The organism is Paenibacillus sp. FSL R5-0470 (assembly GCF_037975205.1).
In the GTDB taxonomy this organism is placed as follows: domain Bacteria; phylum Bacillota; class Bacilli; order Paenibacillales; family Paenibacillaceae; genus Paenibacillus_AQ.
The window spans coordinates 4,811,370-4,825,535 of record NZ_CP150238.1; the positions used below are offsets into that span (position 1 = coordinate 4,811,370).

General features: G+C 44.3%; 12 protein-coding genes. 2 read left to right on the forward strand and 10 right to left on the reverse strand.

Going from position 1 to position 14,166, the window contains the following annotated elements; all coding sequences use genetic code 11:
• Nucleotides 1-4: 4 nt before the first annotated feature.
• Nucleotides 5-763, forward strand: a complete 759-nt coding sequence (locus MKY99_RS21355) for a TIGR02206 family membrane protein (protein WP_076299557.1) — start codon at nucleotides 5-7, stop codon at nucleotides 761-763.
• Nucleotides 764-820: 57 nt separating this feature from the next.
• Here MKY99_RS21355 and MKY99_RS21360 read toward each other — a convergent pair whose 3' ends face one another.
• From MKY99_RS21360 to MKY99_RS21380, 5 genes are all read right to left on the reverse strand, one after another.
• On the reverse strand, nucleotides 821-1,252 hold the full coding sequence (locus MKY99_RS21360; protein ID WP_042190291.1) for a peptidylprolyl isomerase: 432 nt from the start codon (nucleotides 1,250-1,252) through the stop codon (nucleotides 821-823).
• A gap of 145 nt (nucleotides 1,253-1,397) precedes the next feature.
• Nucleotides 1,398-2,732 carry a diaminopimelate decarboxylase gene (gene lysA / locus MKY99_RS21365; RefSeq protein ID WP_076284538.1) on the reverse strand — a complete coding sequence of 445 codons (1,335 nt, stop codon included), beginning with the start codon at nucleotides 2,730-2,732 and terminating at the stop codon, nucleotides 1,398-1,400.
• Nucleotides 2,733-2,859: 127 nt separating this feature from the next.
• Nucleotides 2,860-4,473, reverse strand: a complete 1,614-nt coding sequence (locus MKY99_RS21370; protein WP_339271738.1) for a spore germination protein — start codon at nucleotides 4,471-4,473, stop codon at nucleotides 2,860-2,862.
• A gap of 707 nt (nucleotides 4,474-5,180) precedes the next feature.
• Nucleotides 5,181-5,606 carry a stage V sporulation protein AB gene (locus tag MKY99_RS21375; RefSeq protein WP_339242777.1) on the reverse strand — a complete coding sequence of 142 codons (426 nt, stop codon included), beginning with the start codon at nucleotides 5,604-5,606 and terminating at the stop codon, nucleotides 5,181-5,183.
• Complete coding sequence (locus tag MKY99_RS21380; RefSeq protein ID WP_339266226.1) at nucleotides 5,603-6,265, reverse strand: stage V sporulation protein AA; 663 nt, start codon at nucleotides 6,263-6,265, stop codon at nucleotides 5,603-5,605. The genes MKY99_RS21375 and MKY99_RS21380 overlap by 4 nt, the downstream gene beginning before the upstream one ends.
• Nucleotides 6,266-6,528: 263 nt before the next feature.
• Here MKY99_RS21380 and MKY99_RS21385 point away from each other — a divergent pair, with 263 nt between their 5' ends.
• A complete protein-coding gene (locus MKY99_RS21385; RefSeq protein ID WP_339266227.1) occupies nucleotides 6,529-7,563 on the forward strand; it encodes a glycosyl hydrolase 53 family protein in 1,035 nt (344 codons plus the stop codon).
• Nucleotides 7,564-7,617: 54 nt separating this feature from the next.
• On the opposite strand, the gene MKY99_RS21390 is transcribed toward MKY99_RS21385, so the two are convergent.
• From MKY99_RS21390 to MKY99_RS21410, 5 genes are all read right to left on the reverse strand, one after another.
• Nucleotides 7,618-8,664, reverse strand: coding sequence for an arabinogalactan endo-1,4-beta-galactosidase (locus MKY99_RS21390; protein ID WP_339266228.1), 1,047 nt, complete (start codon nucleotides 8,662-8,664; stop codon nucleotides 7,618-7,620).
• Nucleotides 8,665-8,666: 2 nt separating this feature from the next.
• On the reverse strand, nucleotides 8,667-9,545 hold the full coding sequence (locus MKY99_RS21395; protein ID WP_042190304.1) for a carbohydrate ABC transporter permease: 879 nt from the start codon (nucleotides 9,543-9,545) through the stop codon (nucleotides 8,667-8,669).
• A gap of 24 nt (nucleotides 9,546-9,569) precedes the next feature.
• Nucleotides 9,570-10,460: an ABC transporter permease subunit gene (locus MKY99_RS21400; protein WP_042129685.1), complete on the reverse strand. Its 891-nt coding sequence runs from the start codon at nucleotides 10,458-10,460 to the stop codon at nucleotides 9,570-9,572.
• A 247-nt stretch (nucleotides 10,461-10,707) separates the two neighbouring features.
• On the reverse strand, nucleotides 10,708-12,411 hold the full coding sequence (locus tag MKY99_RS21405; protein ID WP_339266231.1) for a sugar ABC transporter: 1,704 nt from the start codon (nucleotides 12,409-12,411) through the stop codon (nucleotides 10,708-10,710).
• 109 nt (nucleotides 12,412-12,520) lie between these two features.
• Nucleotides 12,521-14,161: a response regulator gene (locus MKY99_RS21410; protein WP_042190308.1), complete on the reverse strand. Its 1,641-nt coding sequence runs from the start codon at nucleotides 14,159-14,161 to the stop codon at nucleotides 12,521-12,523.
• Between the last annotated feature and the right edge of the window lie 5 nt (nucleotides 14,162-14,166).

Below are 14,166 nucleotides of genomic sequence, written 5' to 3' on the forward strand. Positions count from 1 at the left end.
GTTCATGCATCTTTCATCTTATTTTGATCGACAGCGTACGGAGGATTTCATTATGTTCTCCCCTTCACATTGGATTGCTCTGTCTATCATTACATTGGTCTGTATACTGTTTTACAGTTTAAGATTCGAGATTCGGACTGATGTGAGACTTCGGCAAAGTGTGCGCTTGCTGCTGATTATTATTCTTTTGTTCTCAGAAACAGGACTTCAAATATGGTACCTCTCTCAAGGCGTATGGCAATCCAGCAGCTCACTCCCGCTCGAACTATGCGGAATTACTTTACTACTATCCGTTATCATGCTGATCACTCGCAGCCGAGCACTATATTCCTTTCTGTATTTTGCTGGGATTGGTGGAGCATTCATTGCTTTACTCACACCGAATCTGGTCTATCCATTCCCTCATTTCCGATTTCTACTGTTCTTTATAGCACATGGTGGTATTGTTCTCGCTTCACTTTATATGACCTGGATTGAGGGCTATAAGCCCACTTGGAAATCTCTCCTGTTCACCATGCTTGGACTAAACATTGTGGCCGCTTGTGTGTGGATCGCCAATTACATCCTAGGATCTAACTACATGTTCTTATCTCATAAGCCCAGCACTTATTCTGTATTGGATTATTTCGGGCCTTATCCTTATTACCTGCTTGTTGAAGAGTTGTTTGCCTTCATTGTGTTTCTGCTCATGTATTTGGTATTCTTCTGGGTGCCAGAGCAGCGTAAATCGAGACGTAAACGAATAAGCCGGATTCCTTATTAAATAAGAAAAGGCCAGCCTCCGATAATCCGGAGACTAGCCTTTTTAAATTAAGAATTCTTAAGCTTCGATGATTTCTACCGAAGTCATTTTGTCGCGTCCTTTGAAAGTATCAACAAGATCCATACCTTCAACTACTTTACCGAATACAGTGTGAACTCCATCCAAGTGTGGTTGTGGTGCATAGCAGATGTAGAACTGGCTTCCGCCTGTGTTCTTACCCGCATGTGCCATAGCAAGTGTTCCGCGCTCGTGTTTGTTTGGGTTGATTTCGCAGTTGATTGTGTATCCTGGACCACCAGATCCAGTTCCGTTAGGACATCCGCCTTGAGCTACAAAACCAGGGATAACACGGTGGAATGTCAATCCATTGTAGAAACCATCTTTTGCTAGCTTTTCAAAGTTAGCTACAGTGTTTGGTGCATCTTGATCGAACAAGTCAATCAGCACTACGCCGCCATTTTCAAGAGTAATTTTCGCTTGCTTTGCCATATGTAAATGACCCCTTTCAAAATTAACAAATTTAGAATACCTCAATTATATTACTATGAAACTACGCACAAAGCAAAGCAAGCAGGAGTAATTCCTGCTTGCTCTTTATGCCTTACCAGTTTTCCCTACATAACATTAACGGCTGTTACTTAGCAACAGCAGCTTGTTTAGCGATACGCTCAGGAACAATATCGTTGGCAATAAGATCATTATAGCTTTCGCGACGCACTACAAGATCGCTGTGTCCGTTCTGAACGAACACTAAAGCCGGACGACGAAGCCGGTTGTAGTTACTCGCCATGGAGTAATTGTAAGCGCCTGTGCAGGCTACAGCCAACAGATCGCCGCTTTCAGCCTCAGGCAGCTCTACATCCCAGATCAGCATGTCTCCGCTCTCGCAGCATTTACCAGCGATGGATACAGTTTCTGTAGCCTCTTCATTCGCACGATTAGCAAGTAATGCCTCATATTTAGATTGGTACAATGCAGGACGTGGATTATCAGTCATCCCACCGTCGACGGCAACGTACTTACGCACGCCTGGGATATCCTTGTTCGTACCTACTGTATAAAGTGTAGTACCTGCATCTCCAACAATACTACGGCCCGGCTCCACCCAAATTTCAGGCAAAGCATTATAGATTCCAGCAAAATGAGTCTTCACGGCATCCGTAATTGCAGTTACATATTCAGAAACATGTAATGGGGTATCCCCCTCAACATAACGAATACCGAAACCTCCACCTAGGTTTACTACACGGAAGTCCACTTCCAAACCTTCTTTAACACTACGAGCAAAACTCGCTACACGTTCAACAGCAAGCTGGAATCCATCCGTTTCAAAAATTTGAGAACCAATATGGGAATGTACGCCAAGCAGCACTAAATTCTTTTTGCTGACTGCCGCTTTAACTGCTTCATAAGCTGATCCATTACCGATATCAAATCCAAATTTGGAATCGGTCTGGCCTGTTGTTATATACTCATGCGTATGAGCTTCGACACCTGGTGTCACACGTAACAAGATGTTAACCTTAACTTCTTTACGTGATGCAATCGACTGCAAAAGATTAAGCTCTACCAGATTATCGACTACAAAGCAGCCGATCCCGGCATCAATCGCCATTTCGATCTCTTCAGAAGTCTTATTGTTGCCATGAAAATGAATGCGTTCTGCAGGAAAGCCAGCTTGCAAAGCAGTATAAAGTTCGCCATCAGATACAACATCAAGCGACAAGCCTTCTTCATCAGCCAAACGAACCATAGCCATTACTGAGAACGCCTTACTTGCGTAAGCTACTTGGAACCCAAGTCCAGAGGATTTAAAAGCATCCATATATTCACGGCAACGTTGTCTCACCAATTGCTCGTCCAATATATATAGCGGGGTTCCATATTCCGCCTTCAATTCAGTTACATCACATCCGCCGATCTCCAAATGCCCAGCATCGTTAATTCGGCTAGTACCGTGTAGAAACATTCTTTAGTCCTCCAATTTCTGTGGAATATCAAGGTTCCACCCTGTCTTTAGTGTATTCAGTATAACAGACAGTGGGAACTCCATTGAATGGACTAATTTGCAGTAGTTTTGTATTTTCCTACGATTGTTAATCATTCTTTTGAGTAGGCGGCACCCTTGTATTGTCTCTAGTTTTGTTGAAAGACGGCCTTGTCTTCGAGCTTAAGACTGGCTTACGCACTAGAATTTCACTCATTGCCTTTGCATTAAAAGGTATAAACGGCCACATATAAGACGAGTTATAGGAGCGGTGAGTAGTTAGGAAAATAGTCAGTAGCGTCGTTCCAATCATAAATCCTGGCACCTGGAATGCCGCTACGGCAATTAGCAACACAAGCCTGACTATTCGATTCGCAAGACCCAGCTCATAACTCGGGGTTGCAAACATACCGATGGAGGCTACAGCCATATACAGAACTACCTCGTTTACAAACAAACCACTCTGAACCGCTATATCGCCAATCAATATAGCTGCAATCAGACCCATCGCTGAACCTAAAGGCGTTGGTGTGTGTACTGCAGCCATCCGCAGTAAATCAACCCCAAGCTCCACAATTAGAAACTGGGCGAGTATTGGAATTCTGGCGGTCTTTTGAGGTCCAATGAAATCCAGCATAGCCGGCTTTAGTTCAGGATGAATGACAAGCAACATCCATAGCGGCAGCAGGAACATGGACGCAAATATACCGATGAAACGAACCCACCGCAAGTACGTTCCCATAAAAGGAGTCTGACGATTCTCCTCTGCATGCTGACAAAGATCAAAAAAAGTAGTCGGAAGAACAATAACAATTGGTGAGGTATCTACAAACAGTATTACCCGACCCTCCAATAAATTTGAAGCTACGACGTCGGGGCGTTCAGAATAACGCACCATAGGATATGGATTCCATCCACCGCCGATAATCGCCTCCTCTAATTGTTTATCTGCCAGAGGAATACCATCAATATCAATGCTTTTGATTTTGTCGATAACAGACATAACCTGTGTTTTATCAACGATATCATCAATGTAAGCCACGCATACATCTGTTTGTGTCCGTCGTCCAACCCGAAATAGCTCATATTTCAGGCCTGGATCTCGAACCCGTCTTCTGACAAGCGAGATATTGCTCAGTAAAGTCTCTGTAAAACCGTCGCGCGCACCGCGCACCACCCGATCAATCGAAGGCTCGGCTGGACTGCGACTAGGGTAAGAACGAGTATCCATGATGATAACTTTGTTCTCACCTTCGACGAATAGCACGCTCAAGCCTTCAAGTACCTTCTCGATACTTTCACTTAAAGAATTCCCCTCTTCCACCTGGATGTGAGGGACATATTCATTCATAAAGCTAGACAGCACACCCGTAGACAGATTCTCAGAGGTGAGATAGGTCAGACGTTTTAGAATATCATCGGTCACATCTGTGTTGGTAAAACCACTTAAACAGAGTAGAGCTGTCTTATGTCCGCCAAAGGACATCTGTCTGAACGTTACATCAAAGCTTGTGCCCAGTCCCATTACCTCAGTAAGTGTTTGTTTCGTATCTTGCAAGGACATTGGGATTTCATCATTACCTTGCCAGTAAATGACGGATTCTTTTAATGAGTTGGAGTGCTCGCGATCTCGTTTCTTCTGTAGCTTGCTGCTTCCCTTTTTATTGCTGTCTTGTGACTCTTGTTGCGCTTGCTTTTTAGATAGTTTGGACTTTGGCGTCACTTTGGCTTGAGATTCTTCCCCGGACTCTGTTGCGGACTCTGATCCGCCTGCTTGTTGGGTATTCTGATCTTGCGCCTCATCTTCGGATTCCGAGTCTGAATCTAAGCCGAATAACCTGGCAAAAAATCCTTTACTAGGCTCATTCTGTTCCTGATTCCCGAGCTCATCTGACGCCTCTGCATCCTGCTGCCCGGAATCCGGTTGTGCAGCTTCAGCGCTTTGCTCTTCTGCCCCTAGCTCCGTAGATGCTTCTGCATCCTGCTGCCCGGAATCCGGCTGAGCTGATACTTCTGCGCTTTGCTCTTCTGCCCCTAGCTCCGCAGCTGCTTCTGCATCCTGTTGCCCGGAATTCGGCTGTGCTGACGCTTCGGTGCTCTGCTCTTCTGCCCCTAGCTCCGCAGGTGCTTCTGCATCCTGTTGCCCGGAATCGGGCTGTGCTGACGCTTCGGTACTCTGCTCTTCTGCCCCTAGCTCCGCAGATGCTTCTGCATCCTGCTGTTCTTGACTCGGATCAGCTGCTGTAGTATTTTCCGCCGGATCTGCGTCTTCACTGGTCATAGAAGCTCCGTTAATCTCGGTATGATCATCAACTAGATCCTCTGCGGTATTCTTCATTGCTGCGGCAGCCGCAGCGTTTTCTTCCTGATGATCCTCTTCTGGCACAGAATCACCGCTGTGAATAAATTTGCTCATTCCATAACCCCCATTTACTGTCGGTATACAAACCAGTCGAACAAAGAACCCGCGACCTTCCCGCTTACCATCGCCATTAACAGCCCGAACAAATAATGTGTCATGTTCAAGCGTTTAGCGAGTATCGGCAGCACATTTAATACCTCGGTCAATGCTGCAGCGAGCATCCCGACAAAAATCCCGTCAAAAAGTCCTATACCAAGTTCAACTAAAGGACCTGAGGATATTTTCCAATTCCAAAAATCACTTACGGTTCCTAGCAATGATCCAGCTACCATCGCACCCTCGTACCAATGTACTTTATCGTAAGAAGAAGTTAATTGAGCCAGACGGGGCACCATGTCGAGAACCACAAATAAAGCGATCACACCACCACCTACAGCGATCCCCCCTGCAATACCCAGCAGCAAATTCAACCCTAGTGTTATAGGTGCCGTCATCTTCCGTCCTCCACGTTCTCTGGTTGATTTTCTCCACGGCGCCTCATTTTGCTATACTCCTCATTAATGACGTATTGGTCGATATTTTTCTGATACAGGTACATTTCCACTTCTAGCGGTGTAGGCTCTTCATTCCACTTTTTCTTAAATAAATGGTTGAAAAAAATGACCATCCCAAAGCCGATTCCTACAGAATACGCAATCTGAAATACAACCGGATGCTCATCCCGATGACCGGTAATCATCTCCACGATTCGGATTTGAACCTCCTGCATGTTTACATCCGCATGGAAATTCATGATGGTCAGCGCAGACCCAAAGAACAGCAGCAGCCACACTAAGACAAACATCGCTACTGAAGGCTTCCGCCTCTCCACTGGACCTTCAATCTGAACAATCGTTCTCCCTTCGCCGATCGGCTCAATGTCCGCTTCCGGCAAAAGCTCATAAATGCGGGGAATAACCATCAGAAGATCAATCAAAATCAGATTGCCGTCACTTTGCTCTGGCTTCATTAGCAGAATAGATTCCAGCGACTCTTTCAGCTCTGGCTCCGCGATCAAAAATGCAATATCACCCAATGTGACACCTTTACCTTTGGGCACCGTCACCCGGTTCTTAAGCTGTATATAGATGGCGGGAGCAGAATGTTGTTTCATCCGCATTCCTCCTAAAGGTTGTGGTCAAGTAGCTCCGGTGCAAGATAACGGTAGTATGGGAGTAAAGCCTTATTTTTACTCTTGTAGCTCTGAATCAATTTCCAAAGAAGCTGAAATGTTGAATTTTTATTGGTATCGGGAATGCTTACCCCACCTTACAATCTTGTTATAAAAGAGAAAGGGAGGAGTTTTATGTAAACGGATACAAACATCGCTAAACTAAGGGCGCCTGTTGTTAAAATCCTAATCCGGAGGTTATGATCATGAACAAACAGAACTCAAAAACTACGTTCAAATTGTTCTTTTACCTGTCTCTCGTGTTTAGTATGTGTTTCAACTTTGGGAATAACAAACCAGCGGAAGCTGCTACGACTTTTGCAAAAGGGGCTGATGTAGGCTGGCTATCGGAGATGGAGTACTATAATTGGTCTTTTTACAATGATAACGGTGTGAAACAAGACCTACTGCAAATCCTCAAAGATCACGGAATGAACTCCATTAGACTACGGGTCTGGGTTAACCCTTCCATTAATTTCTCTAACAAAGCCGATGTTGTGAAACAGGCCGTTCGGGCCAAGAACATGGGTTTCCGAATCATGATTGACTTTCATTACAGTGATACATGGGCAGATCCCGGCAATCAGAAGAAACCTGCTGCCTGGACCAGCAAGAACTTTACAGCTCTAAAGACAGCGGTATATGACCACACGTATGATGTTATGAATACACTCAAAGCTAGCGGTGTTACGCCGGAATGGGTACAGGTAGGGAACGAGACGAATAATGGAATGCTTTGGGAGGATGGAAAAGCTTCTGTAAGTATGAGTAATTTTGCCGCGTTGATCAATTCAGGATATAGTGCAGTAAAAGCGGTCAGTAGTAGTTCAAAAGTCATCGTCCACCTCTCTAACGGCTACGACAATTCCTTATTCCGCTGGATGTTTGACGGTCTGAAGTCTAACGGTGCCAACTATGATGTGATCGGCATGTCACTATATCCCACTACAAGCAACTGGTCTACACTGAACGCTCAGACATTAACGAATATGAATGATATGGTTGCCCGGTATGGTAAAGAGGTGATCATTTCAGAGGTCGGCATGGACGTTAGTGCTCCAACAACGGCGAAAGCTTTTCTTACCGACATCATTAGCAAAACAAAATCGGTAAGTGGCGGCAAAGGGCTTGGCGTGTTCTATTGGGAACCGGAGAGTTACGGTACATGGTACGCTTACACAAAAGGTGCCTTTGATTCTTCTGGTAAGCCTACGGTGGCTTTAGATGCCTTTTTGAATTAAAAAAGAAGACAGCCACGGTGCTTAACCATTGGCTGTCTTCTTTTCTAATAATCTTTAGAAATGGAGCGAATCCAGTTTCTTGCCTTCAAAATCAAACAGGGCTAAATTGGACCAACCATTCTCATGCCCAACAGACCATTCCTTTTGCGAAGGAATCCAAGCAGGCTCCCAGTAATAAAAGCCGATTCCTTTTCCGTCAGGTGTATTCTCAATTACGTTTATGAAATCCTTCATATACTTAGTTTGACCCTCTACTGTGGCTGGATAACCTTCATGGAGCTGGGCTTCCTCATTCACAATTACTGGAAATCCTTCAGGTGCATTCAGTGTCCATGGATAGGCTGTTTCCACCACAATGATATCCTTGTTATAACGCAGCGCTAATTCGTTCAGGTTAAGCTGTAAGTCGTCCAAAGTACCATGCCACCAAGAGTAGAATGATAATCCGATAACATCATAATTTACACCATGTTCTAAGAAACGATCAAAAAAATTACGGCTCGCCGGATGATCAGCACCCCGGTCAATATGGATCATGATGGACAAGTCAGAATCGACGGATTTCGCACCCGCTATACCTGCTTTAACTAGCGTAGTGAACTGCTCCCACTGCTCCGGAGTATCACAATCTCCATCAACCTTGCCTTCTCCCCATAACATGCCTGGCGTAATTTCATTACCGATCTGCACCATATCGGGCAGTGTGCCTTGGGACTGTAAAGCTTCAAGGGTCTCGCGTGTATACTCATACACGGCGGATGTCAAACCACTGAAGTCAAGTGCCTCCCAAGCTTTTGGCTTCCATTGGTTAGCTGGATCCGCCCATTTATCTGAATAATGAAAATCCAGTAGAAAATCCAGCCCTGCTTCTTTGATCCGCTTTGCCATAACCAGCGTCCGTTCCAAATTGCAAAAGACACCTGGAGGGTCATTCCAAATCCGCAGCCGTATGGCATTTACTCCATTGTCCTTAAGGATGTGGAGTAAATCCTCACCTTCCTCAGCAGTCTGAACAGAGCGACTATGGAATTTGCCTCCACCCTGCTCTATTTCATCCAAAAACGAGATGTCCATTCCATTGATAAATGTCGTTATCATCATCCCTACTCCTTTACAGAACCAAGTGTCATTCCTTTAACAAAATACTTCTGCAAGAATGGATATACGATTAGAATAGGAGCAGCCCCGATAAAGATTTGCGCGGCTCTAACCGTTGTCTGCGAGATTAATTCCATCTCCTTCGGATTAATGCTCATGGAGCTCATATCCCGTTGAATGATAACGGTCTGCAGAAAGGTCGCCAGCGGAAACTGCTTGGAATTGTTCAAGTACAATAGTCCATCGAACCAGGAGTTCCAGTGGAACACCATACTAAACAGTGCAATCGTCGCAATCGATGGTAATGAAATCGGTAAGTAAATGCTGAACAAGGTACGGAAATGTCCTGCGCCGTCAATTAGCGAAGCTTCCTCCAAATCTTTAGGAATACCGCGGAAGAAGTTCAGCATCAGAATTACCAAGAATGTATTCACCGCACCTGGCAGAACGAGTACCCAGAAGGAATCCATTAAGCCAATCTTTTGAATAACAATATAGAATGGAATCAGACCACCATTAAACACCATGCTGAACACGAACAACCAGGAATAAACATTCCGGCCTTTGAAGGCTGAGTTTTCCTTAGATAGCGGATAAGCTGCCAGAAAAGTAATCAGAAGCGTAAGTCCGGTTCCGAGTACAGTTCTTTGTACGGATACCCATATAGAGTGTAGGAATATCGGATTATTCATTGTCTTTTTATAAGCTTCCAGAGAGAACTGCTTTGGCCACAAGCCCACCAGATTGGCATCAGCCGCAGACTTGGCACTGAAAGATACAGCTAATACGTGAATCAGAGGAACAATACACATGAGTGCGAGTATGATCAGAAAACAAGTATTGAATATGTTGAAAATACGATAACCTCTAGTTTTGTAATACATAGGTCTCCCTCTTCCATTGGTAGTTTAGAAAATGCGATATCCTGCCCATTTTTTAGCCAGACTGTATGATACAAGGATTAGGACCATACTAATGGCTGACTTGAACAGTCCGATTGCTGTACCAAAGCCCATCTCACCATTCAGAATAGCTGTCCGGTATACGAAGGTGTCGATAATATCGCCTTTCTGATAGACCAGCGGATTGTAGAGGTTAAAGATCTGGTCAAACCCTGCATTCAATACATTTCCGAGAGCCAGAGTACCTACCACAACAACCATTGGCAGTAGAGAAGGCATTGTGATAAAACGTGTCTGTTTCCAGCGGGTTGCACCATCTATTTCAGCAGCTTCATATAATGAAGGGTTAATTCCTGCTAGAGCAGCCAGGAAGACGATCGTGTTATAACCAAATTCCTTCCATACATCTGTGAGAATGACCGTGAACCTGAACCAGTTATTATCTCCTAAGAAAAAGATGGGTTTAATCCCCATACTCCCGAGGATCTGATTGACGAAGCCATCTGTTGCAAGCAAATCTAGCAAGATCCCGCCAAGGATGACCCAAGACAAGAAGTGAGGTAAATAAACCAATGTCTGAATTGTACGCTGTATATAAACCTTGCGAATCTCATTCAAAAGAATGGCGAAAACAAATGGCACAGCCAGATTGAAGATCATCTTCAGAACGGCAATAATCAATGTGTTCCAAATGACCTGCATGCTGTCATTACGTTCAAATAGATAGCGGAAATTATCTAATCCAACCCACGCTGATCCCGAAATTTTTAGCCATGGCTTATAATCTTGAAACGCCATCACAATTCCGCCCATCGGTATAAAACTGAAGATGATCAGGAATATCATCGCCGGCAGCAACATTAAGTGAAATGGCCATGTTTTTTTAAGTGTTCTCATCCTTGGTCCCCCATATCGTGTCAAGTTCTTCTGTAACCATACTCAAATTATAGCAACGACAGGATTCCCCAAATAGCGAGCAAAACCAATATATATGGTACAAAACCAATCTCTTTACCGTATAGAAACAGAAGCAAATTTATACAAATTCGGATAACCGCTAACGCAAAAACAGACCGTTCCCACAGCTAAATATACAGCTGAGGAAACAGTCCCTAATTGTGCTACTTATACCCTTCACAGAGCATTACTTTACACTGTCATACCATTCATTTACTTCTTTAGTGATTTGGTCGCCGCCGCCTGATTTCCAGGTCGCTACGAAGGTATCGAAAGCTTCTAGTGGCTTGTTGCCATAGATGATCTCATTAAACGTTTGGTTCTCGATTTTGTTCAGATAATCCATCTTCGATTTCATAGTTTCAGTAGTAGGACCAGTGAACATATTTTTGAAGGATTTATCCTCTTGTGCCAGCAGAACCTTTGCAGCTGCAGGGGTATCCTTACCATAGTTCACAGCTACATCCTTCTCCAAACGAGTGGTTGGTTCAGCACCATCCGCAAGATTAAGAAGGGCTTTCATTTGGGCATCCGGAATCCGGGCACCGTCACGAACCAGCATATAACGAACGCTGTTCACATAACCACCAGCAATTTTATCATTTTCAATCATCTTACCGTTTGCATCTAGTTCATAGTCATATCCTGCGAAGAGGCCATTATCCAGCTCGCTACCAGGCTTAGGATCAGCGAAGTTATCGAACAGATAGTTTTGATAGGTGAAGAATGCTTCTGGATTTTTCATCTTAGTGCTAATCAGAGTTACACCGTTGGTGAACTGTGTTCCATGACGCATAACTTTACCATCTGGTCCCGCTGGAATTTCAATTGGAGCCCATACAGCATCCGGAGCATTCTTCACAGTATCTTGAAGCGGCCAACCGCTCATCCAGTAAGGTCCTGGGAGAATACCTGCTGTACCCGCCACTGCCGGCTCAGCTGTTTTGTTCTCATCCCAAAGCGCTGCTTCTTGAGGAATGTAACCTTTTGCGAGCCATTCCTTCATTTTTTCCAGCCCTTGCTTCATACCTGCATTTACAGAGCCGTATTCCAATTTACCATCAGCATCAAGATTCCATTGCTGCGGAAGCGTTCCATAAGCACCGAAGATCCAGGAAGGATCGCCCATCCAAGTGTTCATCGATGTCTTAAAGCCGATACTAAGCGGAGTTACCTTGTCTGGTGCCAAGCCATCAGGGTTCTGATTCTTGAATGCATCCATAACTTTTTCCAGCTCATCTATCGTTTTAGGTGCTTGCATATTTAGCTTGTCCAGCCAATCTTGGCGGATCCAAAGAATGTAATCATGGTTGTACGCGTAATCGAGAACAGGCAGACCCATTCTTTTGCCATCACGGCTGTATTGGTTCCATACGTTCGGATCCTGTGCCATGGCTTCTTTCCAAGTAGCTGAAGCGTATTTATCAAACAGTGTTCCCACTTCAGCATACATACCGGAATCGATCAAATCCTGAGCAATCGTGCTATCACCCGTACCGATCGTTACAACATCGGGCATTTCCTGACCAGATGACATCGACAGGCGTAGCTTGGTTCCAAAAGCACCATTCGTATCTGTAATGGACCAAAGTGATTTAATATTGATGCCGAACTTTTCTTTTGTCCACTTCGTAGCTACGTTATTCTCAATGCTTTCCCCGTTCTTGAATTTAAGCTCAGGGTCAACACCCCATACCGTAGTAATGGTTACCTCAGGATCATATTTATCCTTGTAGGCGTTTTCAGAATTAGATGTTGTATTGGTAGTCGTATCACCGGCTGTATTCTTTCCATCAGCAGCATTATTGCCTGAACAACCTGCGAGACTCCCTACTAAAAGCATACTCATACACAGGAGCGGCAGCCATTTTTTTCTCTTCATCGCGCTCATTTTGTTCCCCCTTAGATTCCTTAAGTGTTGGTTATGACTTAATTATAGGGAACAGAAATGATGTCGAATACGTCATTTAAACAAGGTTTCTGCACCTTTCTCAACCTCTCTATCCGTCACGAAACTCATTTGGTGTCATATTGTAATGCTTTTTGAACATTTTGCTGAAATATTGCGGATTCTGATATCCGAGTTCGGTAGTGATTTCGTAGATTTTTTTATTCGTATTCTTAAGTAAATAAAGTGCACGTTCCATCCGCATGCGGATAATATAGTCTCCGAGCCCTTCCCCTGTCTCTGCCTTATATATTTTAGATAAGTATACGGGGTGCAGATACACATGATCCGCTATCGTCTTGACCGACAGATCATGCCCAGAATGGTTCCCTACCAGCTCATGTACCTGCTTAATAATGTAACTTTTCGTGTTCTGATCACTTTCTGAGAGTTCCTTCTGAAGCTTGTTTAGCATATCGAACGCCCAGTCCTTCAGTTTGTCAAAAGAAACAATGATGCTCTGAGTCAACATCGGATCGAACGCATATTGGTCGATTTGTGAGATGAACTGCCCCCCTTTGTGAGCAATGTACATGAATGCATTAGTAATGGACAGAAAGACTTCATACAGATGCTCACTTGAAAAGCGTGCATTCTCCATATCTCGGAACACATCAGCTATCTTCTGGCGGGCTGTATCCCATTGCTTAGATTCCAGCAAATGAATGAGCGTTGGCGGACGATAAAGGCTTTCGAGTGATTTGATGCTCATCATCTCCTGAAGATGACGATCCCCCAGATAAAGTACCGATCCTGTTTCATTATGTGTTGTCAAATACATTGAACTTAAGCCACTTCGATAGGCAGCCGTCATCCCTTCGGGAAAAGCAAACCACTCCGTTACGATAAGCGATATCTCACCCTTCAGGTAGTTACTCACACTAATTCTGAAGTTAGCGATCGCTGACTTAAGGATTTGTTGTCTCGCAGCATCGTAATTATTCGACTTCTCTAACTCTCGCTGGATGACTGGCTTCAGTTCCACAAGCAAAATTAAACAATCATGGGGTGCTTTGCAAAACCAGACATGGAACTGCTCCTTAAAGAGCTCCTCGGCAATATTGCCGATGGCATATTCCATTAGGGAAACTGAATGATGATCCATTGCGGCATAATGTTTACCCAGCTGAATCAATAACATCGCCGCTTCAACATCTGATTCGAAAGAGATTTCATATTCCTTAAGCTTTAATGCAAGTGTCCGCTCAGACAGCACTCTACCAAGTAGTAACTCATGCATCAAGTTGGCCCGTAAAACACTGTAATCGGCTTTGCGATTATAGAGTAGCAAATGATATTTATCATGTGCCTCCCATTCGTCTTTTAGAGACTCAATCGCTCCGGAGATACTATTGATAAATTCCTCATCACTTACTGGCTTCAAAATATAATCAAAAGCCTGTAGCTGAATCGCCTTCTTAGCGTACTGAAAATCAGAAAAACCTGTCAGCAGAATCGACCGGATATCCGGCCATCTCTCGCTCACCGTTTCAATTAATTGCAAACCGGACATTCCAGGCATTGAAATATCAGTAACCATGATATCTATGTCCTGCTGTTCCAATATTTCCAGAGCCTCGGCACCCGATGCCGCCTGATGCACTTGCTTTACGCCAATCTCGTCCCACGGAATCGTGCGGGCCAGACTTTCTGTTACATAAGGCTCATCATCGACTAACAATATCTCTATCATCATAT